The sequence below is a fragment of the Paenibacillus sp. 37 genome, from assembly GCF_008386395.1.
Taxonomy (GTDB): Bacteria; Bacillota; Bacilli; order Paenibacillales; family Paenibacillaceae; genus Paenibacillus; species Paenibacillus amylolyticus_B.
In genome coordinates this window covers 1483557-1505899 of the sequence record NZ_CP043761.1, presented here as the reverse complement: position 1 = coordinate 1505899, position 22343 = coordinate 1483557, and the positions used below count along the sequence as shown (strand labels likewise).

At 45.7% G+C, this 22343-nt stretch carries 19 protein-coding genes; 2 read left to right on the top strand and 17 right to left on the bottom strand.

What is annotated here, in order from left to right:
* Window positions 1–12: 12 nt before the first annotated feature.
* The 12 genes from F0220_RS06620 to F0220_RS06565 all read right to left on the bottom strand — a co-directional run bounded on the left by F0220_RS06620 (window position 13) and on the right by F0220_RS06565 (window position 10013).
* Window positions 13–1035, bottom strand: coding sequence for a glycosyltransferase (locus tag F0220_RS06620; RefSeq protein ID WP_105597658.1), 1023 nt, complete (start codon window positions 1033–1035; stop codon window positions 13–15).
* An 11-nt stretch (window positions 1036–1046) separates the two neighbouring features.
* The gene (locus F0220_RS06615; RefSeq protein ID WP_091015437.1) at window positions 1047–1991 is read right to left on the bottom strand and encodes a glycosyltransferase family 2 protein; all 945 of its coding nucleotides are present in this window, start codon (window positions 1989–1991) and stop codon (window positions 1047–1049) included.
* Between the two features lie 21 nt (window positions 1992–2012).
* Window positions 2013–3080, bottom strand: coding sequence for a glycosyltransferase family 4 protein (locus F0220_RS06610; protein ID WP_149846361.1), 1068 nt, complete (start codon window positions 3078–3080; stop codon window positions 2013–2015).
* A 37-nt stretch (window positions 3081–3117) separates the two neighbouring features.
* The gene (pssE, locus tag F0220_RS06605; protein WP_105597656.1) at window positions 3118–3597 is read right to left on the bottom strand and encodes a PssE/Cps14G family polysaccharide biosynthesis glycosyltransferase; all 480 of its coding nucleotides are present in this window, start codon (window positions 3595–3597) and stop codon (window positions 3118–3120) included.
* The gene (gene pssD / locus F0220_RS06600; protein ID WP_036611329.1) at window positions 3594–4052 is read right to left on the bottom strand and encodes a PssD/Cps14F family polysaccharide biosynthesis glycosyltransferase; all 459 of its coding nucleotides are present in this window, start codon (window positions 4050–4052) and stop codon (window positions 3594–3596) included. Before pssD ends, pssE begins: the two co-directional genes overlap by 4 nt.
* Entirely contained in the window at window positions 4049–5425 is a 1377-nt protein-coding gene (locus F0220_RS06595; protein WP_091015441.1) for an O-antigen ligase family protein, read from the bottom strand. Before F0220_RS06595 ends, pssD begins: the two co-directional genes overlap by 4 nt.
* 34 nt (window positions 5426–5459) lie before the next feature.
* Window positions 5460–6158, bottom strand: coding sequence for a sugar transferase (locus F0220_RS06590; protein WP_036668903.1), 699 nt, complete (start codon window positions 6156–6158; stop codon window positions 5460–5462).
* Entirely contained in the window at window positions 6155–7057 is a 903-nt protein-coding gene (gene galU / locus F0220_RS06585) for a UTP--glucose-1-phosphate uridylyltransferase GalU (protein WP_036611572.1), read from the bottom strand. Before galU ends, F0220_RS06590 begins: the two co-directional genes overlap by 4 nt.
* A 191-nt stretch (window positions 7058–7248) precedes the next feature.
* On the bottom strand, window positions 7249–7926 hold the full coding sequence (locus F0220_RS06580) for a CpsD/CapB family tyrosine-protein kinase (protein WP_091015443.1): 678 nt from the start codon (window positions 7924–7926) through the stop codon (window positions 7249–7251).
* Window positions 7907–8662: a YveK family protein gene (locus F0220_RS06575; protein ID WP_197997772.1), complete on the bottom strand. Its 756-nt coding sequence runs from the start codon at window positions 8660–8662 to the stop codon at window positions 7907–7909. Before F0220_RS06575 ends, F0220_RS06580 begins: the two co-directional genes overlap by 20 nt.
* Before the next feature lie 32 nt (window positions 8663–8694).
* Window positions 8695–9453: a tyrosine-protein phosphatase gene (locus F0220_RS06570; RefSeq protein ID WP_105597655.1), complete on the bottom strand. Its 759-nt coding sequence runs from the start codon at window positions 9451–9453 to the stop codon at window positions 8695–8697.
* A gap of 155 nt (window positions 9454–9608) precedes the next feature.
* The gene (locus F0220_RS06565; RefSeq protein ID WP_146117129.1) at window positions 9609–10013 is read right to left on the bottom strand and encodes a hypothetical protein; all 405 of its coding nucleotides are present in this window, start codon (window positions 10011–10013) and stop codon (window positions 9609–9611) included.
* Between the two features lie 378 nt (window positions 10014–10391).
* On the opposite strand from F0220_RS06565, the gene F0220_RS06560 reads away from it, so the two are divergent.
* Window positions 10392–10760 carry a helix-turn-helix domain-containing protein gene (locus F0220_RS06560; RefSeq protein WP_017690127.1) on the top strand — a complete coding sequence of 123 codons (369 nt, stop codon included), beginning with the start codon at window positions 10392–10394 and terminating at the stop codon, window positions 10758–10760.
* Between the two features lie 97 nt (window positions 10761–10857).
* Here the strand turns inward: F0220_RS06560 and F0220_RS32410 are convergent, their stop codons facing one another.
* From F0220_RS32410 to F0220_RS06545, 4 genes are all read right to left on the bottom strand, one after another.
* Window positions 10858–11013, bottom strand: a complete 156-nt coding sequence (locus F0220_RS32410) for a hypothetical protein (RefSeq protein ID WP_017690128.1) — start codon at window positions 11011–11013, stop codon at window positions 10858–10860.
* 230 nt (window positions 11014–11243) lie between these two features.
* Entirely contained in the window at window positions 11244–15842 is a 4599-nt protein-coding gene (gene gltB / locus F0220_RS06555) for a glutamate synthase large subunit (RefSeq protein ID WP_091015451.1), read from the bottom strand.
* Between the two features lie 672 nt (window positions 15843–16514).
* Window positions 16515–18797 carry a YhgE/Pip family protein gene (locus F0220_RS06550; protein WP_105598419.1) on the bottom strand — a complete coding sequence of 761 codons (2283 nt, stop codon included), beginning with the start codon at window positions 18795–18797 and terminating at the stop codon, window positions 16515–16517.
* A gap of 206 nt (window positions 18798–19003) precedes the next feature.
* Window positions 19004–19585 (bottom strand): TetR/AcrR family transcriptional regulator, encoded by a 582-nt coding sequence (locus tag F0220_RS06545; protein WP_036611349.1) that lies wholly within the window; start codon window positions 19583–19585, stop codon window positions 19004–19006.
* 382 nt (window positions 19586–19967) lie between these two features.
* Between F0220_RS06545 and F0220_RS06540 the strand changes: the two genes are divergently transcribed.
* Window positions 19968–21182 carry an MGDG synthase family glycosyltransferase gene (locus F0220_RS06540; RefSeq protein ID WP_091015453.1) on the top strand — a complete coding sequence of 405 codons (1215 nt, stop codon included), beginning with the start codon at window positions 19968–19970 and terminating at the stop codon, window positions 21180–21182.
* A 274-nt stretch (window positions 21183–21456) separates the two neighbouring features.
* On the opposite strand, the gene F0220_RS06535 is transcribed toward F0220_RS06540, so the two are convergent.
* Window positions 21457–22314 (bottom strand): cell wall hydrolase, encoded by an 858-nt coding sequence (locus F0220_RS06535; RefSeq protein ID WP_105597652.1) that lies wholly within the window; start codon window positions 22312–22314, stop codon window positions 21457–21459.
* Window positions 22315–22343: the final 29 nt, after the last annotated feature.

Sequence of the window (22343 nt, the reverse complement as noted above, 5' to 3'; positions counted from 1 at the left end):
CTTTCATCTGTACTAACTGGAGTACAGGGTAAGTGTCCTTTGGGCAATCACTGGCCAATCCAGCCGCTCTAACGCTTTGACAAAACCACTGCCTTCCTGAAACTCCGATTGTTTTAAACGGATCATATTCATCGCTTTAAGCAATCCATCCGGATCAGAAGGTTCATAGAGTACCGCACAATCGTCGGGCAGGTATTCCTCCAATAAGCCGATCCGTGGTGCCACCACAGGTTTGCTGAAGGTCAATGCCAGAATCGCACTGCCAGAAGTTGCGATTTGCTTGTATGGAAGAATGATCGAATCGACCGCATCAAAATAGTCCGAATATTCATCATCTTCAATGAAATGAAAATGGGTATGGATGTGTCCACTCTTGAGAAATTCATCTCCAAGGTCATAATCCTTTACCTTTTTGCCAGCAATCAACAGATGGGCTTGTTCGGAATCCAGATCCTTGAATGCCTCCAGCAAATCATCCACGCCTTTGTAAGGCGACACCTGACCGAAGAAAGCATACACATAACTATCCTCCGGGATGCCAAACCGGGAACGGATATTCACGCCTTTTCCCTGATACACACCCTTGTAATGTCCATGTGGGATAACCTCGATCCGGCTGGAATCAATCCCAAACGTCGAACAGATCTCAGAGATCAGGGGTTTGCCCATGACAATCAGCTTCGAGCAATTTCGGACCAGTATTTTTCTCATCCAATAATCGAACCGCGTTTTACCGCTGTTGTGAGGCCAGATGTTATGCACCGTCCAGAACAATTTGGCCCCGCGCAAGCGTGCAAAACAAATCATCAATACATATAGAATCGATTTGATCACTGTTGTCAGCACGGATGAACCTCTGTAATAGAAGCTGGGCCAATGAAAATGCAGCACATCATTTTTTCTCAGTTTGATTAGATCTTTTTTGGTAAACTGTTTTACTTCCCATCCCTTGTTCTCAATGGAATCGGATAACAGCTCATTGAATTTATTGTTCTCAATCATCTTGGGCAGCATATACACCGTCGGATTTTCCATCCAGACACCTCTTACTTTAGTTTCATTCGCACAGGTTCCTCTGTATACGTTCCAACTGCGCGCCTTGCATGAAATCTCATTAAAAATCCTTGCATCATAATTTTGGTATTACGCTTGAGCAGCACCCAATCTTTCCACCAGGGATACAGCGACAGTGCTTTTTTCAAATAAACATTATTGCGAAGTGTATTTCTCGACCATTCGAGCATTCGATAATGGTGTAACTGACGACGCTTCTGTTCCTTGGACATGTCATTGTAGTATTTTAATATAATCTTGCGTTGGCCCTTGTACTTGGCCGTTGTAGAGGTTGAAATTCGTGGACCACTATGGATATTGATATCCACCAGCGGTTCTTTCACGTTCACGGCGATGTAGCCTCGTTTCAATATGCGCAGATAAAAGTCATAATCCTGAGCGGATGTCAGATTTTCATCGAATCGAACTTCACGAGCCAGTGAGGTAAGTACCATGATTTTGGACGTTTCCCCAATCCAGTTGAATGTAAGCAGATCCTCATACCGCACAACATCACGAGGCTCCACCGACAATTTCCGTTTGACCACCTGATGCTGCTCATTCGTGTATGCGAGATACTTGCTGCAAAAGGTAAACGATTCCTGTGTACGCTCCAGCACTTCCGCCTGGGTTTTTATTTTGTCAGGCATCCATTCATCATCATCATCCAGGAATGCAATGTACTTGCCATTGGCTTGGGATATCCCTACATTCCGTGCATGGTTGGCTCCTTTGGGATATGGAACCCGGATGTACCGAATCCGTGAATCTTCCCGGGTCCATGCCTGACAGATCTCTGGCGTCTGATCTTCTGATCCATCATCCACGATGAAAATTTCCAGATACGGATGTGTTTGCTCACGTACACTTCTCAACGCATTTTTCAATAAATTGGCCCGGTTATGGGTCGTAATGATGCAAGATACCAAGGGGTTCATTTCATCACCTTTTCCTGTTCACTAGGATACCTTCACTTGAAGTGCATCATATATTCCTGACAATCTGCCTACGAGTAGATTCATATCGAACTTATCCGATATAATCGCTCTGTTATATGAACCCATTCTTGCTCTAATCTCTTCATCTGTAATGAGATATTCCAGCGCTGATGTCAGCCCGTGCACATCTCCCGGCTCGATTAACAGCCCATTATGACCGGATGTAATCACTTCGGGGATGCCTCCGACGGTGGTCGATATAATGGGCAAGCCACAATTCATTGCTTCAAGTATGGCCATAGGTAATCCCTCATGATAAGAAGGCAGGACCAGTAGATCCGCTTCCCGCAAGAGCTTTTCCTTTTGCTCTCCGTTAATCCAGCCGAGTACATTGACACGATCCTCTATTCCATACTGCTGCACGATTGCTTTGACTTCTTCGACTTCACCATCCCCTGCCAGATTAAAGGTAGCTGTAACGCCTAGCGCCTTCAATTGCTGAATGGACTGAAGCAGATCGTAGACTCCTTTTCGCTCACCCAGTCTGCCCATGAAAAGAGCATTAACAGCTGTTTGTTGTTCTCTCACAAACGGTTCTTTGACAAAGACCCCGTTATAAAGAACCTCAATCGCTGTCACCGGCACAATCGTAGCAAAGTATTCTTTCCACGTCTGGGACAAGACAATCAACTTGTCTGCCTGATTCAGAATGTAGTGACAATACTTGCGCTGCAGAGCAAATTGATTGTAGAAATCATCAAAGCTGGCCGCATGAATATGCAGAATAACTGACTTTCGAAACAACTTTCGTGCGGTTAGCAGAAATAGTGACTTCCGATAAAAGCTCCCGTTGTTCGCCATATGAATATGCACGATATCCGGCTTGAACGTGTACAGTTTCATCCAGAATTGAATGAATCCCCGTATAAAAATAAGCAGCCGCGAGAACACGCTGCCCGTGATATACGTTTCGACCCGCTGCATGGCATACATTTCCGAGATGGAGGAATCCTCAATGTTTTTGATGACACTCACAATTCCGCCCATATCCTTCAAGGATGATCCAACAACCAATACTTTTGGTTTCATGATAGACTCCTTTTTTCATGGTTAATCTTCATACCTCTTACAGACTATTCACGTAATTTTTAATGGATGAGATCAGATCAGACTGTTTTCTCACATAGGGCTGGAACGTCAGCTCTTCTATGCAAGGAACCAACTTTTGCAATTCAGCCTGACTCTCCGCGACGGCCACGTAGCCGTTATCCTGAAAAACCTTGGAAATTTCAAGCTGATGGTCATCCACATGCTCGCCCCATTCTTTCCGGCGTGGAATGACGATAACCGGCTTGCCACGTTCAAGACAATTTGTAATGGAGCCAACACCCGCATGAGAAATAATGCATCTGCTTCGCACCACATATTCATTCATCTCTTCCTGCGTGAGGAAAGGAATCACAGTGAAATTTCGCGGCTGATACTCGGTATATCCAGATTGGGCAACAACCTCTTCTTCAATAATTCCTGCCTCAATCGCCTCATCAATAAGCTCAAACATCCGATTGAAGGGAAACCGCTGGGTTCCAACGATAGCAAATATCAAAATAAAGCCCCCCTGTATTTAGCATTGGGATAGCTATCCTGCAACGTTTCCCATTGGATGAAGAACTCATCCGAGATTTTGTACATCAATCTCCCGGTTGCGCTGGAGGAATAGATTTTGGCATAACTTTCGATATAAATCAGCTTGGCACCGAAGATTTTACCGATAAGGCAAAAAGGGTAGGTAGCACCGGCCCCTGTTGTAATGATCACCTTTGGACGCTCACGCAGATATAGAAAGAACGACTTTATAATATTAGCCACAAAGATTAGCAAGAACATCGCATTTTTACGCTCTTGCTGCATTAAGAAGTACACTTTGCCCTGTGCAGAATCTACTTTTCTGCTTTTATTCTTCTCGGTAATCAGGAAATAATCATGTTCTTCAACCGCAGGAATAATTTTGGTTAATTCATCAAAATGACCGCCTGTAGAACTGATCAAACAGACCTTCATGTTCTAATCTCCTTTGAAAAGGATACGTCCTTGGCTCGCTGTATCTGTATATCCACTTCTGCTTCAGCCCCTGACTTGGAATGAACTCCATTTCCCGTAGCATATAACGCGTTCAGGAAGATACAGAATGGAGCAATCAGATGAACCGTGGACAGGGTATTATCAAAAAAGGAATAGGTCAGGAAACCGATAATCATACCGGCAAAATACAACCTGATCATGCCGCCCAATCGGAAGTAAACAGCCCGAAACACCAGCAGCAGCGATAGAAATAACAGGATGGCTCCAACTAACCCGCCATCGTAATAAAAACGAATGTATTCATTATGAGGAACAACGAATCCAGAAAAAATACTTCCATCATTTGCTACAAGAGTTGAGCCGAGTCCACGTCCAAAGATCGGATACTCATTTGCTTTGCCAATAAAATAATTCCAGGCTACATCCCTTCCCGACAGGCCTTTGCTCTCTGACCTCATTTCATAATTGTCCCACTGCGCAATTACCATATAGGCCACAGCGACAACGAACATAATGAGAGGAATAATGGCACTGACTCTGCCTTTGATGAAGGCTTTCAGTTGATCAAAAAGATAGACCAGAATAATCGGAATAAGCGCAATAAGTGGCCCCCTTGTTCCCGTCTGGACCAGAATGACCAGATGTGTCAAGGTAAGCATGTAATACAGAACAACCTGATGGCCTTGCTTGATCTGAATCAGACAGACGCAGATGGAGATAAAACACAACATGGCCAGATGCGCGGCGATGTTAGCTCCCTGTAACCGGGTTACACCCGACATCTCCAGGTTAGTAATGGACAATATGCCGGCGAGTTGCAGAATATAACCACCAGCCAGACTGAACAGCGGCAACCATGCCAGTACACGTATAATTCGTTGACTGATTTCTCTTGAAAAATGGGGCATCAGCAACAAAAAAGGAACAATGACTCCCAGAAAGGCCTTGAATGGATCGAGCGGACTAACCTTACTGGGCAGATCCGATAGAAAATAACTCTCCACAAATAAAAAACCAATCGCCAGTGCAGGATATATCAACTCTTTGCGAATACCAAAGCGTAAAAAAAGAGAGACGACAAAACCCAGTATCGCCAGCTTGTAGAAGGACAGCGAATCCAGTCCTGCCAGATGAATGCTAAATATTTTGTCAATGGACAAAGAAAAACTTACGATGAGAATCATAAAAATCCAGCTGGGCTGTTTAATATAAACGCCCAGCAGAATCACAGCTATGAGTGCAACAACCGAGACTAGCGGAAGATAGATTGCTGCGAAGACAATTACCAGCGAAAAAAGAATGATATTAAACGACTTCATATTTAATGCAGCAAGTATACCGGTCTTTTGCATATCTGCTATGCCACCTCAAAGCCAGAATCGTGTTTCAAAACGCATCCTTCGAACCTACCAGCACCTTGAACGTTCTGAAGATAATTTTGATATCCACCATCATGCTGCGCTCACGGGCATACGTCAGATCCAGCTCTACCATTTCTTCAAAACCAACACTGTTCCGTCCGCTGACTTGCCATAATCCCGTACATCCCGGGATCATCTGAAGGCGTTGTCTGTCGTAGGAAGTGTAGTTCTTCACTTCTCTGGGCAGAGCCGGTCTGGGTCCAACGAGACTCATCTCTCCTCTGAACACGTTCCACAACTGTGGCAACTCATCCAGACTGGTTTTCCGAATGAACTTGCCAATCCGGGTAATGCGGGGATCATTTTTCATTTTGAACATATTCCCGTTCACTTCATTCTGATCAATCAGCTGTTCCAACAGATCTTCTGCATTTGCAACCATGGACCTGAATTTGTACATATGAAACTCTTTTCCATTCTGTCCGACCCGTACCTGACGAAAAAAAACAGACCCCTGCGGGGCCTCTATTTTGATAAGTAATCCGATGACCGCAAACAAGGGGCACAAAATGATCAAACCTATGAAAGAACCCAGCAAATCGAGCATTCTTTTCATAAATAGATACACTTTATCCGCATTTTGTCCTGACATCGTTGATGCATTGTACCCCAGACTTGGGTCCATAACGATCTCCGCTTCCTTCGTTTGGGGAGATGGACTCATTCAAACTCCCCCCCGGCTACATGTTCTACCGACTCTTTTTCCAGAATCTGTTGCAAAGCTTGCAGCATTGGAATTCTAAGTTCCTGTTTTTGCAGAGCAAAGTCGATGGTTGTCAAAATGAATCCCAGTTTCTCGCCCACGTCATAACGTACTCCCTCGAAATCGTAAGCATACACTCCTTGTGTCTCATTTAAGCGCTGAATCGCATCTGTTAATTGAATCTCTCCCCCTTGACCAATCTCTTGTTGCTCCAGATGTTCGAAAATCTCTGGACTCAGTACGTATCTCCCCATAATCGCCAGGTTGGAAGGCGCTGTGCCTTGGGCAGGTTTCTCTACGAACCTGAGAACCTCTGTCAAACGGCCATCCGATTGAAGCGGGTCCACAATGCCGTATCTGTCTGTTTGTTCAGCAAGTACGGTTTGTACGCCAACAATGGAATGTTGAACCTGATCATATTGATCAATCAATTGTTTGGTGCATGGAACTTCCGATACGACGATGTCATCTCCGAGCAACACGGCAAAAGGTTCGTCACCGATAAAGTTACGTGCACACCAGACAGCATGACCAAGTCCTTTGGCCTCTTTTTGTCTTATGTAGTGGATATCCACGTTAGAGGATTTGCGAACCTCTTCAAGCAGGCCCAGCTTCCCTTTTTCCAGCAAGTTATGTTCCAATTCAAAAGCGTTGTCGAAATGATCTTCAATTGCCCGTTTCCCTTTACCGGTTACGATAATGATGTCTTCAATTCCAGAGGCAATGGCTTCCTCAACGATATACTGTATGGTTGGTTTGTCCACAATAGGGAGCATTTCTTTGGGCATCGCTTTTGTGGCTGGCAAAAATCGTGTACCTAGTCCAGCTGCAGGAATGATTGCTTTTCTCACTTTTTTCATAAATACCACCCTATCCTCTTTTTTTTAGTTTGATAAAAGTTGAACCAGGGCATCTAACCCGTCCTCACGTCATACCTTCGACGATTAACGTCTAAGGTTCATTGAACTGAACCCACAGCATGACCGAGTGCCTACAGTGATAAAGGTACAGTAGACATTACCTGTTTACTTGGGAGCATTGGATGGAAGGTTTACTTCTCTCCGTAGCCCACCGGAACTGCAACGTTTTTGATATTGTTCAGGATTGCGCCCAGGATTCGTGCATTCACATGCTCCAGAGCAGCCTTGGTTTTCTTCACCAGTTCCTTCTTGACCTTGCCCGAGTTCACGACCAGCAGCACGCCATCACACAGCGAACTCACAATGAGTGCATCCGTTACCGCGAGCACTGGCGGTGTATCAAACATGATGACATCATATTGATCCTCTAACTTCTCAATGAGCCTTTTCATCCGGTTGGAACCAATCATCTCGGAAGGGTTCGGCGGAATTGGGCCAGAAGTGAATAATTGGAGATTATCGATATAGCTCTCTCTAAGCACGTCTTCCACACTGTACTGATTAGACAGCACACTACTCAGACCGATATGATTCGGTACGGAAAATACCTGGTGCAAGGAAGGATTACGCAGATCCGCATCGATCAGCAGAACCTTTTTGCCTTCCTGGGCATAGGTTACCGCCAGGTTGCTAATGGTTGTGGTCTTGCCTTCGCCGGCTTCGGCTGAAGCCACCATGATCTTTTTGATATGACTATCGATTGAGGAGAACTGAATATTGGTCCGTAATTTACGGTATCCCTCCGAGATTTGAGATTTGGAGTTAAAATAGGTCACCAGACTGTTATTTTCATTGGTTAGCCGCGACATATTTGCCATCCCCCACTTTCTGTTGAGATACGTAATTTTTCGTATTTTTCAGATCATCTTTTTTCATTTTGGATATAACCGTAAGCACAGGCAGGCCCAGTTCTTTTTCAAGTTCGCTTTCGGATTTGAATGTGTCATCCAGATAATCCATCAGGAATACAAGTGCAATCGCGAGCACAAGACCTGCGAACAGACTGACAATGATGCTTAATGTGGTTTTCATATTGATTGGAGATGCGTTACTATCCACTTTTGCTTCACTGAGGATAGCCACATTATCGATTTTCATGATTAGGGGGATTTGAGATTGGAACACGTTGGAGATGGCATTGACCGTTTTGGCGGCTTTTTCGTAGGTAGTCCCTTGTACAGTTATGCTCATCACTTGGGATTCGCTGGCTGTAGAGACGGAGGTGCTGTTCATGAGCTGAGCAGAGGTTAAGCCCAGGTCTGGATACGTAGTAGCGACTTTATCCATAATGGCGGAAGATTTAATAATTTCTCTGTATGAGTTAATGAGTTTGATATTGGTTTGGATCATGCTGAAGTCCATCATCGCCTGGCCTTGAACGTTAGAAGTCTGGTTCACGATCAGTTTGGAACTTGCTTCATAGATGGGCTGGGTGAAGAAAATGCTTTTGACCCCTGCACCCACACCGGCTATCAAAGCAATTGCAACAATCAACCACAGTTTCTTTTGTAAGAGTCGAAAATATCCTTTCAGTTCCACTTTCATTCCTCCTATACGTTGTGATCTATCCTATGTAACTACCAGATGGACAGTAGCCATTTGCGAGGTTTCCAGCGTTCTGTGACCAGACACGAATTCGATAGAATGTGCGACGCATTCTCTGCCAGCCGCTTAACGGCTTCAGCTCCAAATCGACGCTCGATAGCCCGCTCTCCTTCACTTATGGCAAATGTCCTTTTGCACGTATCATGTGCATCTGATGAAATGAAATGAAACCCGTTTTCTTTGCAAAAATGAAAACACCACTGCCGAACTTTCCGTCCGAAAAGCCCAGTGAAAGATTGAGCTGTGAGCTGACATAGTCCGCCTTGACTCAAGTAATCAGCCAACAACCTTGGCTTCTTCAAAATGACACGATTACGTTCCGGATGAGCAATAATAGGGGTAATTCCCGCTATTCGTAATTCATGCAGTATCCTGGGGAACTGTGAGGGAATATGACCAAAGGGCAGTTCCAGCAACATGTAACGACTTCCGGCGAGTGTGCAGCACTTTCCTGCATATAAGTCTCCAATCAGGTTGTCATGCACCCTGATCTCCTGTCCGGGACGGATCTCCAGGCGAATGTTGCGTTTGCGAAGTTCTGCGTGAAGCAGGTTCACGGCCTGATTGACCACCATCGGTTCATTGTTGTATTGCCCGTTCAGGTGATGCGGAGTAGCAATAATGGAGGTAATTCCTGAGGCTGCCGCCTTCTCAGCCATCGCAACGGACTGCTCCATTCGAACAGGACCATCATCCAGGCCGGATAATATGTGGCAGTGCATTTCAACCATATCCAAACTTCCTGAAATAGTATGAGCCCCCTCGCCCCTTTATTCATTGCGCAAATGCTTTTGGTGTTAAAGAACTAATGCATAACGCTATGAAATATAGTAAAATGGCGTTAAGTACATGTTTTGTTCAGAAAATGTTAAGAATCGACTTGGAATTATATGGTGAAATCAATGTAATGATAGGGTTCCTGCAGAGCCTTTTGTTCTGTTGCCTTTTCATACTGAAAACGGGAAACCGTGGGAAACTGAACTTCAGTAAGCATTGTGTTTAACTGTCCAGTTATATATAGTTTCTGTTCGTGCTGAATATGCAAGTTTGAATGATACATTGTGAGCTCTCCGAAGGGCTGTTTCCATTGCAACCTTGCGTGAAGTCGTACACATACATGTTGATCTTCAACATCCAAACCAATGAGCATTTCTGATGATACCGGCAAGTTCAGGTCGCTCAGGAAGGTGATTGCTTGAGTGTCCATTCCAAGTAACAGAACAGGGCGTCTTTTGCGGTCTACCATTTTCCCTTGAAACTCCTGAATGTACATATGGACATTTAATTTCATATCAGCCCATTCCTGAATTATTGAATACATGGTTTCATTCCTTTAGAATGGATTAGCCTACATGGACTGCCTCCACTTCCTTCTCACAGGTATATGGTTCAGGCAACAAGGAGATACTTAAAATATTCCAAATGATACATTTTGTAACTCCATACGTCCAATTTACGATACAATACGTATCATGTCAAGCGGTATTTGGACATGGTTCTTTTGATTTACGACAATTTGAGATGTCCTTAGACAGACCTATTTACAAATGGAAATGAGTTAAAGGAAACACATGAGGAGTTACTCTTTTGCAGGAAAGCTGCCCTGATCAAACACTTGGCTCAGGATTGTTTCAATATATATTTGATGTCGTTCAGGGGGAAATAGCTTATGAGCTACGGAAATCGCATTGCTGAATTACGGGAACAGCGGGGACTTACTCAAGAAGAACTTGCGAGCTCCATTCATATTACCAGAGCTGCTCTCTCCCACTACGAGAAGAACCGTCGTAAACCGGATTTCGAAGTGTTAACGAGACTTGCTGACATCTTTGAGGTGTCTATTGATTATCTTATAGGACGTACAAAGCAAAGCGATGTTGTGATGGATGAAGATGTACGTGAATTCGTTGATACCTTGGAGTTGTCGGATAAGGAAGTGTTGGAACGCTTCGATCTGATGATTGATGGGAAGTCTTTAACAGAAGAAGAGGCACGTCGTTTTATTGCGTTTGTCCGAATGGAACGCAGTATGGACTAAACCCGAAAAGAGGACCCAGTTCCCGAGAGATAACATCTCTGGCTTCTGGGCTTTTTTTGTGTCTTAATTCCCTTTCATTCCATGCTTGTCTATTGTGTCAAGGACGCTTGTTGTTGACGGAGGATACGAAATGGTTCCAACGCTCCGGGTCGATTCCGCATTGCAGTAAAACCTTCATGATGTCCATCTGGGTTGCTTCGACTTGTTTACCTGTCGGCCTACGATCGTCCCTGTTTGGATGCTTCATATTCATTCCGCTAACCTCTCTTATCTTTATACTTTCCCTGCCCTCCAAAACTAGCCTTATTATACTTGAGAAAGTTCCTTGATGTTGTCGTCTCATGGCGATAACGTTTTTTGAAGGGGTTCTAATTTTGTCGAAAGCAAAATAGGAGCAATATGGTGCCGGGATGGCAACCATATTGCTCCTATTATTCTTAATACAACCTGTTCATGCACTTATACGTTTGAACAAGGAAGTTATTAACCTCCAGCACGTGCAAGTTCACGCATATTCGCTTCAAACGCTGCAAGCAGCGCTGCGTCTCCAGTCAAACCTGTTGCCTGAATCCGTTCGATCTGTTCTGTCATACGTTTGAAGTCCTTCGGAATAACCCGAACGAACTGATTCAGCGCATCTTGCCAGTTATCCAGAACGCGCTGACCGACAGCACTTCCTGTATTGGCAACATGACGTTGAATCATGCCTCGCAGATCTGCACTTTCTGCCACATCTTCGATACGCTCCAAAAGAACCATTTCCAGATTACAACGTTTCAGGAATGTGCCTTCCGGATCATACACATAGGCAATACCTCCGGACATCCCTGCTGCAAAGTTACGACCTGTATCGCCCAGTACAACGACACGTCCACCTGTCATATACTCACAACCATGGTCGCCTACCCCTTCAACGACTACTTTGGCGCCCGAGTTACGTACAGCAAATCGCTCACCCGCAATACCACGGATATACGCTTCGCCGCTTGTTGCTCCGTAGAGAGCCGTGTTACCGATAATGATATTATCTTCCGCCTCAAACGTTGCTTTCGGAGAAGGCATCACGATCAGTTTACCTCCGGACAGTCCTTTACCTACGTAGTCATTGGAATCCCCTTCAACGGTCAAGGTCATACCTTTAGGTACAAAGGCCCCAAAGCTTTGTCCGGCAGAGCCGACAAATTTGAATTTAACCGTATCTTCAGGCAATCCTGCGAGTCCATATTTGCGTGTGATCTCACTACCCAAAATGGTACCTACTGCACGGTTAACGTTTGTAATTGGAAGCACCGCTTCAACCGGTTGACCGGATTCAATAGCAGACTGTGCCAGTGGCAGCAATTGTTGCATATCCAGCGTTTCTTCCAATTGGTGATTCTGATGCTGTGTGCGGTAACGTGCAGAGCCTTCCGGCATTTCAGGCACGTGCAGCAATACAGACAGATCCACACCTTTTTTCTTCCAGTGATCTACGGCTTCTACCGTTTCGAGGCAATCTGTACGTCCGACCATCTCCTGAATCGTACGGAAACCAAGATCAGCCATGATCTCACGCACATCTTCAGCAACAAATCGCATGAAGTTAACCACATGAGCTGGATCACCCATATAATTTTTACGCAATTCCGGATTCTGTGTCGCTACACCAACCGGACAGGTATCCATTTGACAGACACGCATCATGATACAGCCAAGTGCAACGAGCGGTGCTGTAGAGAAACCATACTCTTCTGCTCCAAGCAAGGCTGCAATCGCCAAGTCACGGCCGTTAAGCATTTTACCGTCTGTTTCGAGGACAACACGGTCACGGAGATTGTTCAGCATCAGCGTTTGATGTGTCTCTGCAAGACCTAGTTCCCAAGGCATACCTGCGTGGCGAATCGAACCTTGCGGTGATGCACCTGTACCACCGTCATATCCGCTGACGAGGATGATATCGGCACGGCCTTTGGCTACACCAGCTGCGATGGTACCCACGCCCACTTCCGATACAAGCTTCACGTTAATCTCAGCACGCGGATTGGCATTTTTCAAGTCATAGATCAACTCTGCCAGATCTTCGATCGAGTAGATATCGTGATGCGGTGGAGGCGAGATCAGACCTACACCTGGTGTTGAACCACGGACTTCAGCAACCCAAGGATACACTTTACGTCCTGGCAGTTGTCCGCCTTCACCTGGTTTAGCTCCCTGTGCCATTTTGATCTGAATCTCGTCGGCATTAACCAGATAGTTGGAAGTAACACCAAAACGTCCGGATGCGACCTGTTTAATCGCACTGCGACGGGAATCCCCGTTGCTATCTTTAATGAAGCGAGCCGGATCTTCTCCACCTTCACCGGTATTGGATTTACCTCCAACACGGTTCATAGCAATGGCAAGATCTTCATGCGCCTCTTTACTGATCGAACCGAAGGACATTGCACCTGTTTTGAAACGACGCATGATATCTTCTACGGATTCAACTTCTTCGAGTGGAATGGAATCTCCAACTGGTTTCAGTTTCAGCATGGAGCGAATGGTCAACAGTTGATCATTCTCACCTTGTACAAGTTTGGAATATTTTTTATACAGCTTGTAATCCCCAGTGCGTACCGCATGTTGCAGGGTATGAATGGTTTGCGGATTGAACAGATGCTCTTCTCCGTCGTTACGCCATTGATAATCCCCACCGGAATCCAATACTTTATCGTTACCGTCTTTTTCCGTAAAGGCACGGTTATGATGTGTCAACGCTTCGGCTGCCACTTCTTCCAACCCAATTCCACCGATACGGGAAGGTGTCCAGGTAAAGTAACGGTCAACGAAGTCTGATTTCAGACCTACCGCTTCAAAGATTTGAGCTCCACGATACGATTGAATCGTAGAAATCCCCATTTTGGACAACACTTTAGTAACGCCTTTGGTAGCTGCTTTAATGTAGTTTTTCACTGCTTTCTCATGCGAGATACCACGCAGCAACCCTTGCTGAATCATGTCATCCAGCGTTTCAAAGGCCAGATAAGGGTTCACCGCACTTACACCGTAACCCAGCAACAACGCGTAGTGGTGAATATCACGCGGTTCTGCCGATTCGAGCATAATGCTGACTTTTGTTCTGGTTCCCTGGCGAATCAGATGGTGATGCAGACCTGCTACAGCAAGCAATGCAGGAATGGCAGCATTCTCTGCGTCCACACCGCGGTCAGACAGGATCAGAATGTTATGACCTTTGTCGATGACACGGTCCGCAGCTTCGAAGAGCAAATCCATCGCTTTGCGAAGTCCTTCTGCTCCTTCCGCAGCGGTGAAGAAGATTGGAATCGTCATGGAGCGGAAGCCTGGGCGACGCACATGGCGAATCTTCGCAAAGTCTTCATTCGACAATACCGGTGTATCCAGACGGATCTGGCGACAGCTCTCCGGTTCTGGATTCAACAAGTTGCGCTCAGGTCCAATGGTTGTTGCCGTAGACGTTACAATCTCTTCACGGATTGCATCGATTGGCGGATTGGTTACCTGGGCGAACATCTGTTTAAAGTAGTTGTACAGACGCTGCGGACGATCCGACAGCACAGCCAGCGGTGCATCATAACCCATCGAACCCGTAGCTTCCATACCTGTTGTTGCCATGGGCTCCAGGATTTTACGCAGTTCTTCAAATGTATAACCATATGCCAGCTGAAGCTGGGTCACGTTATCATGTTTTGGATCAGGAAGTTCCGGTGCTTCCGGCAACTCGCTCAGATCCATCAAATGCTCATCAAGCCAATCCTGATACGGATTCTCGGCTGCAATGATTGCTTTTACTTCCTCATCCGCGATGATGCGGCCTTCTTGTGTATCCACAAGCAACATCCGACCTGGGCGCAGACGATCTTTGTACAGGATCTCTTCCGGTGCGATATCAAGTACCCCAACTTCTGAGGACAGGATAATACGGTCATCCTTGGTTACATAATAACGAGCTGGACGCAAGCCGTTACGGTCAAGTGTTGCACCAATTTGCAAACCATCTGTAAAGGCCATTGCTGCTGGTCCATCCCAAGGCTCCATCATCGTGCTGTGATATTCATAAAATGCCTTTTTGGCAGGGTCCATTCCCTCATCCGTGCTCCAAGGTTCAGGAACCATCATCATGGCCACGTGTGGCAGAGAACGGCCGCTCAGATACAGGAACTCCAGTGTGTTATCAAACATGGCTGTATCCGAACCGTCTGGATTGATGACCGGTTTTACTTTCGCGATGTCGTTACCGAACAACTCGCTCTCGAACAAGGACTGTCTAGCATGCATCCAGTTCACGTTACCACGCATCGTGTTGATCTCACCGTTGTGGATCATGAAGCGATACGGGTGGGCACGTTCCCAGCTCGGGAAGGTGTTTGTACTGAAACGGGAATGCACAAGTGCAATAGCCGATTCAACAAGGTCTTGCTGCAGATCCAAATAGAACTCTCCCACCTGTTCCGTTGTCAGCATGCCTTTATATACAATTTTGCGACAAGACAAGCTTGGAAGGTAGAATGAACCGCCTTCTGCTTCATCTGCCGAATAACGAATAGCCAGCTCAGCACGTCTGCGAATAACATACAGCTTACGCTCGAATCCAAGCTCATCCTTCACATCTGCTGATCTTCCAATGAACACCTGACGTACATAAGGTTTCGCTGCAAGTGCAGAACGGCCAAGCATTTCATCAAAAGTAGGAACATCCCGGAAACCCAGGAACGTCTGTCCTTCTTCTTCAATAATCTTCTTAAGGCTCTCTTCATGTGCACTACGGATGGCAGGGTCTTGGGACATGAACAACATCCCTACGCCATAGAAACCCTGTTCAGGCAATGCAAAACCAAGACGTTCCGCTTCCTGTGCAAAATAGCGATGTGGGATCTGAATCAGGATACCTGCTCCGTCACCGGAATTTGGTTCACTTCCCTGTCCTCCACGGTGCTCCATGTTACTGAGCATGGTCAGTGCCTGACTAACGATATCGTGTGAAGGTACTCCTTTGATGTTGGCAACAAAACCCATTCCGCATGCGTCTTTTTCGAACTGCGGGTCATACAGACCCTGTTTTGGAGGTAATCCGATGTGTCTCATGGAACGCAACCTTTCTATAATGAAGTATTTCGGAAAGATCAAGAACATAGGCAACAGGCAACAATGAAACGGGAGGAGCTGGCCTTTCGCTTGCGATAGAGCCTGCTAGATAGAAGAGGGGACAGCATGAGACTGTCAAAAATAATGCCTGCTATTGGGCAGAAGCCATTAAATGAGATGAGCTGATCCGGACGATCCGGCAAACAGCCTGTATAAATCAACACGCAGCCGCTGGCACGACTACTGAAATGGAGCGACGTTTTTTTGATATAGTTCTATTATTTTAACACCGACCTAACATCAGCGCAATTTAAACTTTTTAATACCTCTGATAAGAAATGTTTTGCAGTACAGCTTTACAGTAGTGACGTTTAAATTCATCTCTTTTTCGAATAATTATACACTTTTTAAGCCAGAGTACAACTGAATTAAATTGCTGACAGAAGAAAATCGTTCCATGTACAGCCTAGGTTTATCCATAATCCCACCAAATTTTCACTGCTTAAGCCAGCGAAACTTTACTTCTCTATGCATTTGTATACAAAATAGCCTGCAACCCCTTTTTGGGGTCACAGGCTATTTGCACTATTTGACTACTATATTGCATAATTTCACTACAAGAAAATAAAGTTTTTTTTCAAAAATATGACCCTGCTGAAGATCAGGTTCGACTTATGCCGTCACAACTTGACCAGAATCAGCCTGTTCGACTTCTTTTTTCGGACGTCTGCCATTCCAAAGGAAGTAAGCAAGCGTCAGCAGGATGGATACACCTGCATAGATGCTAAGAATTCCTGCCTGATGCCACATCACATCTAGATTACCACTCGATACCACGGCTTTGAAGCCCATAATGCTGTGTGTCATTGGCAACCAAGGGCTAAATGCTTGAAGCCATGATGGAATCAGTTCTACCGGGAAGGTCCCTGCACTAGCCGCAAGCTGGAAGACCAGAAGCAGAATGACAACATAACGTCCAGGCAGATCCAGCCAGGTTACAAGTGCCTGAACGATCAACATGAAGGTCAGCCCTGTAATAATGGTAAACAGATAGAACAGCCCTACGCTGTGCGTCTCCAGTCCAAGACCATATAACATGAAACTTGCCACAATAACCGATTGGAAAATACTCACGGAGCCAAATACCAGTGTCCGGCTGACAAAACGATTCCAGCCTGTTGCACCCGGTACGGACGTTTCCCGCATTTTCAATACAATCGTGGAAATCAATGATCCCACAAACAGACCAATCGACAGGAAGAACGGTGTCAATCCTGTACCATAATTGCTCACGTTCTCTGCTGTGTTCTCCGAGGAGTTTACAGGTTCAGCGAACATGTTCACCACATCATCCGTTTTCTTAACTTCAGATGTTTTCTGAGCGGCATCATTCAGCTTGGTTGCCAGTTCACCTGAGCCATCTTTTAGCTCGGTAAGACCGTCAGCCAGTTTGCCAGCGCCATCACCCAGTTGCTTGGAACCATCGGTTAGTGAATTAACGCCACCACTGAGTTTACCTACACCCGTTTGCAAAGCCGTTGTCCCTGAGCCCAGCTGCTTGGCACCATCTGCAAGCAATGTACCGCCACTTGCAGCATCACCCAATTTGCCGCTGAACTGCTTCAGACCATCGGAGAGCTTCGCTCCTCCTTGACTAAGCTGTCCGGCACCAGCTAGTAATTGCTGCTGACCATCTACCAGTTGGTTCGCACCAGCCAGAAGTTGCTCCTGACCTCCATGAAGCTCGGTTGCGCCCGCAGCCAGTTGCTGGTTACCCTGATGCAGCTGATCTGCACCCTGCGCAAGTTTCTGCTCGCTTTCATGCAGTTGTGCACTGCCATCCGCAACAGCTTCACTTGCCGCAAGCAGTTTCTGTACATCCGCATTTTCGGCCAGTTCGGGGTTCGATGCAGCAAGCTGTTTCAATCCGACGGCTACGCCCTGTGCACCATCAGCAACCTTGGAGCTGCCATCTACAGCCGATTGCAAGCCTGTTGCCAGTGTCCCGCTGCCCTGAACGGCACTTTGCAGACCATCCGACAGCTTCGCACTGCCCTGTTCTGACGATTTCAGGCCAGCCTGCAGCTTACTTGTGCCATCCAGTGAAGACTGGAGTCCGGTTTCCAACTTGGCGCTGCCATCCTTCAACTGATCTGCTCCGCTCTGAAGCTGGCTCGAAGCAGCTGCCTGAAGCTGTTGCAGACCGGATACAAGATTCGATGTTCCACTTTCAAGCTTGGTTGCCCCTGTATGCAGCGCGTTAACACCATCACTTAATGGAGAAAGTCCTTCCTGAAGTTCAAGCGTTCCTGATGCAAGCTTCGCCAGGTTATCCTTAAGCTTAACAGCACCATCATCCAGTTTGCCTGCGCCGGTATTCAGTTCACCCGCCCCATCACCTGCCTCAGCCAAGCCATCCGATACTTCGGAGAACTTGTCGAGCAATGTTTCTGCATAGGATTCCGTTACTTTGGCTGAGACTTTTGCTTTCAGGTCCTTAATAGCGGTCTTACCGATCTGTGCACCGACAAAACTGTAATTGCCGTTTGGTTCATAGATCAGATCAGCCGGCTCCGGCTTGTCATCGAGCAATGTTGTTGCTTGGGATGAGAAGTTCTCCGGAATCGTAATTTGCATATAATATTTGTCATTACTCATGCCTTCTTTGGCTTGACTCGCACTGACAAAATCCCATTTGAAATCGGCATTTTTCTTCAGTTCATCCACCAGATCACTACCCACATGGAGGGATTTGCCCTCCAGCTCAGCGCCTTTATCCAGATTGACAACGGCAACCGGCATCTCATCCACATGACCATACGGGTCCCAATAGGCTGCCAGATAGATGCCACTATATAGGATCGGTATGAACATTATTGCAATAACAGGGATCAACACCTTCGGGTTTCTCACGGCCGATCCCACATCCTTGAAAAACACGGATAAAGATTTCATGTCATTTTCTCCCCTTAATCTCTCTGCTCCATGAGCAGGAATAACCATAATGAAATACAATGTCGCATTCCAGAAAACATACTGAAACACGAAGTGACCACTTTCCTCAAACGGTCACTTTAGGACAAAAAAACAACCTGTCTTCCGACAAGCCTCCCTGCTTGATACGCGTAAAAATCCTTATATTATAGTAGATTAAATTCGGATTACGTTACAGCAGCAATTCCTTCCATTAAGAAAAGGCGAAAGTAAGTCTTAATTTCCTCTTTGCTCAGCGGTTGATGTTGTTTGCTCCAGTCTGAAGTGAGTGCAATGTACAGGCGAATCATCATAAATGCGACGACTTGCGGATCACAATCTCGAATCTCTCCATTGTCTTTTGCTTTCTCAAGCTCCTTAGCCAGAAAGTCGGAGATTACTTTCTCCACCTTGTCCAATCCTTCCTTGGCCTGCAGCGTTCCAAAGTCCTTCAGCTCCTGAGATAACTTAACGAGCAGATCGTGATCACGACGAAACTCTAACAATGCATCCAGTACCCGAAACAGATTATCGAAAAATGCACTTTCCTGATGTACTTCACGATGCGCGATGTTTTTCATTTCCTGAATCACTTCTACCAGGATCTGATCAAACAATTGTTCCTTATTGGTGAAAAACGTATAGATCGTTCCTTTGCCAACGTTCGCAATCTTGGCGACCTGATCCATCGTCGTTGCTTTATATCCAAACATGGCAAACGACTGGGCTGCTGCATGAATAACCTGCTGTCTCCTGTCAATCGGAGCCATCGTATCCCTCCTTTAATCACGTTCATTGTTCAATCGCTCTACATAAATGACCAAAAATACAATTCAGTCATTCGGTCAAAAACTACAATACCACCTTCAAAAACAGATTGCAACCCTAACATTTTAAAAATTGTGTTAATATTTTTTAACCTAAATGCAGTGGAAACTCCTTCTGTCGTCGTCTATAGTGTAAGATGACTCAGATAATACGTGTATATAATGAAGTTTAGTTTGTCTCATTGTAAGATATATGGTGTAAATATTCATAGAAGAAACATGATTTTGTGCTTCAATGTATATTCATGTAGTAACGCATTCCATAGCTAGAATAAACAATGAATATCTTCTTTTTGAATTAAAACTTATGAATAAAGGTGAACTCATGCGAAAACCAAGAGTGCTCTTATTATCGGAAGGTTTCGGTACCGGTCACACTCAGGCCGCTCATGCGCTGGCACATGGCATCAAAAAAGTCAGTCCACATGTTCACAGTCGTGTCATTGAACTAGGCAAATTTTTGAACCCAACGGTAGCTCCACTAATTTTCTCTGCATATCGAAAGACACTATCGGTTCAACCCAAACTGGTCAGCCTGTTGTACCGCACACAGTACAATAAATCATTAAATGGTTTTACCAAGCTGGCGTTGCACCGAATTTTCTATACACAGACGGCACAGGTCGTATCCCAACTGAAACCCGATGCAGTGATCTGTACCCATCCTTTTCCGAATGCTGTCATCTCCCGGCTCAAACGCCAGGGTCTGAATATCCCGCTCTATACGGTCGTGACGGATTATGACGTGCACGGAACATGGATTAATCCGGAAGTGAACAAATATCTGGTCTCTACCCCTCAGGTCAAAGCATTGCTTGAGATCCGGGGTGTCGATCCCTCCCATATTCAGATCACGGGAATTCCTGTGCATCCAGACTTCTGGGAAGCAGGAGATAAGGTGAAGCTACGGGAAGAGATGGGGCTTCAGAACATGCCTACGGCGCTACTTATGGGTGGCGGATGGGGACTTTCGTTTGATGAGGATCATATGAAAGCTCTCACGTCTTGGGCAGATCGTGTTCAATTGGTCTTCTGTCTAGGAAGTAATGAAAAGATGATTGCAAAAATGAAGGAAATGCCTTGCTTCCAGCATCCGAATATTCGTATTTTGGGATATACACGGGAAGTAAGCAAACTGATGGATTTATCCGATGTGCTGATTACGAAGCCAGGTGGCATGACATGCACTGAAGCGTTGGCCAAGGGTCTACCGATGTTGTTCATTCCTCCAATTGCAGGTCAAGAGGAAGAGAACTGTGAATACTTTGTACAAGCCGGATACGGCCAGGTCATTCACTCTGCCGACGTGATCACCAATCGTTTCAGACAACTAGTTGAGCAGGCATCTACTCAAACTGAAAGCCCGCTGAACGTAGCGCATCATTCAGGTAACCATTCGGTCTATGATCCGAAGTGCTGTGCTCAAGCTGTTCATGACTTATTGTTTCCGACGACAGCCGATGTCACAACAACCTCCTTGGAGCGCTTCACAGCCGGAATTACTGCCACGTCCTTGTCAGGTACCAGAATACCATTCTGACGCCTCTACGGACCTATAGAATAGCTCTCACAAGGTGTTATAGGGGACAAGACAATTGCTCACGATATACAAAGAAGGTTCCCTTCCGCATTTTTGGAAGGGAACCTTCTTTTATTTTCACGAATTCCACCGTATGATTTGGCAGAAAAAAGGGTAATTTAGAGTATAACGATATTTTAAATAACGAAATAAAACTACGATTCAGGCTTTTTCAAGGGCCGTGTGATGCACACACAGTTAACTACCCTGCCTGTTTGCAGAATTTACGGGTCGATTACTTGTAAAAAGTATGATGACCGATCGTTTTTACTTTTTTCTGCGAACGAGCAACTGTCAGATCGTCGGCAAGCGTCAATGATAAGAAATAATACGTATCATCGGCAACTTCCTTCTTCCCGTTCAACGCAGCATTCACTGCTTTGATGCTGTCCTCGTTGGGAACCACACGTTTCATGCGTCCGTTCGCTACAGGACTAAACTGGGATTTCTGATAGATGACCTTGTAAATGGTATCGGGAAAATTGGCTGACCGCAGCCGGTTTAAGACAACATTGGCAACTGCCACTTTGCCTTCGTACGGTTCACCTTCCGCTTCTGCCATGACGATTTTTTGCAGCAGATGCAGTTCTTTATCGGACACACTGTATGACCAGGTTGCAAGTTTCGAGTCTTCCTGGTTCAGAAGTTTGGTCCGTGTAAAGTATAGTTTTTGGGGGGGAGTTGTTACAGCAGCGACTTCTTTGGCACGTTTCACTTTGGCCAATTTCAGTGCAGCTTCTTTTTTGGCTTTGGCCGCAGCTACCGCTCTAGCTTTGTTCTTGGCCTTGGCTTCTTGCAATTCCTGCTCTTCTTGAGCAGTTGTAAGCCAGTTCTTCGCTGGCAGAGATTCAGTCCACGCTACAGTTTGGGCAGACAGATTAGAGGACAGACTTGTCCCATCTTCCATCATGCGCCTCTCTTCTTGCGTAGATGTTTGATTATTTTGCCCAGAAGCCGCAAGTTCGGTCATCTGTTTACTATCACTAGCTTCATTCCACTTCCCCGTCGCCTGAACGACATTTACCCCCACTATACATACAAGCAGCACTGATAACATCGGTGCTACCCAACGATTTTTGTTTATAATGTTCATTCGAAGATTCCTCCTGTCGAAACAATTCC

Coding starts and splice junctions, on each gene's coding strand:
- F0220_RS06620 (WP_105597658.1), bottom strand. CDS start 1,035: ATGGAAAATCCGACGGTGTATATGCTGCCCAAGATGATTGAGAACAAT.
- F0220_RS06615 (WP_091015437.1), bottom strand. CDS start 1,991: ATGAACCCCTTGGTATCTTGCATCATTACGACCCATAACCGGGCCAAT.
- F0220_RS06610 (WP_149846361.1), bottom strand. CDS start 3,080: ATGAAACCAAAAGTATTGGTTGTTGGATCATCCTTGAAGGATATGGGC.
- pssD (WP_036611329.1), bottom strand. CDS start 4,052: ATGAAGGTCTGTTTGATCAGTTCTACAGGCGGTCATTTTGATGAATTA.
- F0220_RS06595 (WP_091015441.1), bottom strand. CDS start 5,425: ATGCAAAAGACCGGTATACTTGCTGCATTAAATATGAAGTCGTTTAAT.
- F0220_RS06590 (WP_036668903.1), bottom strand. CDS start 6,158: ATGAGTCCATCTCCCCAAACGAAGGAAGCGGAGATCGTTATGGACCCA.
- galU (WP_036611572.1), bottom strand. CDS start 7,057: ATGAAAAAAGTGAGAAAAGCAATCATTCCTGCAGCTGGACTAGGTACA.
- F0220_RS06580 (WP_091015443.1), bottom strand. CDS start 7,926: ATGTCGCGGCTAACCAATGAAAATAACAGTCTGGTGACCTATTTTAAC.
- F0220_RS06575 (WP_197997772.1), bottom strand. CDS start 8,662: ATGAAAGTGGAACTGAAAGGATATTTTCGACTCTTACAAAAGAAACTG.
- F0220_RS06570 (WP_105597655.1), bottom strand. CDS start 9,453: ATGGTTGAAATGCACTGCCACATATTATCCGGCCTGGATGATGGTCCT.
- F0220_RS06565 (WP_146117129.1), bottom strand. CDS start 10,013: ATGAAATTAAATGTCCATATGTACATTCAGGAGTTTCAAGGGAAAATG.
- F0220_RS06560 (WP_017690127.1), top strand. CDS start 10,392: ATGAGCTACGGAAATCGCATTGCTGAATTACGGGAACAGCGGGGACTT.
- F0220_RS32410 (WP_017690128.1), bottom strand. CDS start 11,013: ATGAATATGAAGCATCCAAACAGGGACGATCGTAGGCCGACAGGTAAA.
- gltB (WP_091015451.1), bottom strand. CDS start 15,842: ATGAGACACATCGGATTACCTCCAAAACAGGGTCTGTATGACCCGCAG.
- F0220_RS06550 (WP_105598419.1), bottom strand. CDS start 18,797: ATGAAATCTTTATCCGTGTTTTTCAAGGATGTGGGATCGGCCGTGAGA.
- F0220_RS06545 (WP_036611349.1), bottom strand. CDS start 19,585: ATGGCTCCGATTGACAGGAGACAGCAGGTTATTCATGCAGCAGCCCAG.
- F0220_RS06540 (WP_091015453.1), top strand. CDS start 19,968: ATGCGAAAACCAAGAGTGCTCTTATTATCGGAAGGTTTCGGTACCGGT.
- F0220_RS06535 (WP_105597652.1), bottom strand. CDS start 22,314: ATGAACATTATAAACAAAAATCGTTGGGTAGCACCGATGTTATCAGTG.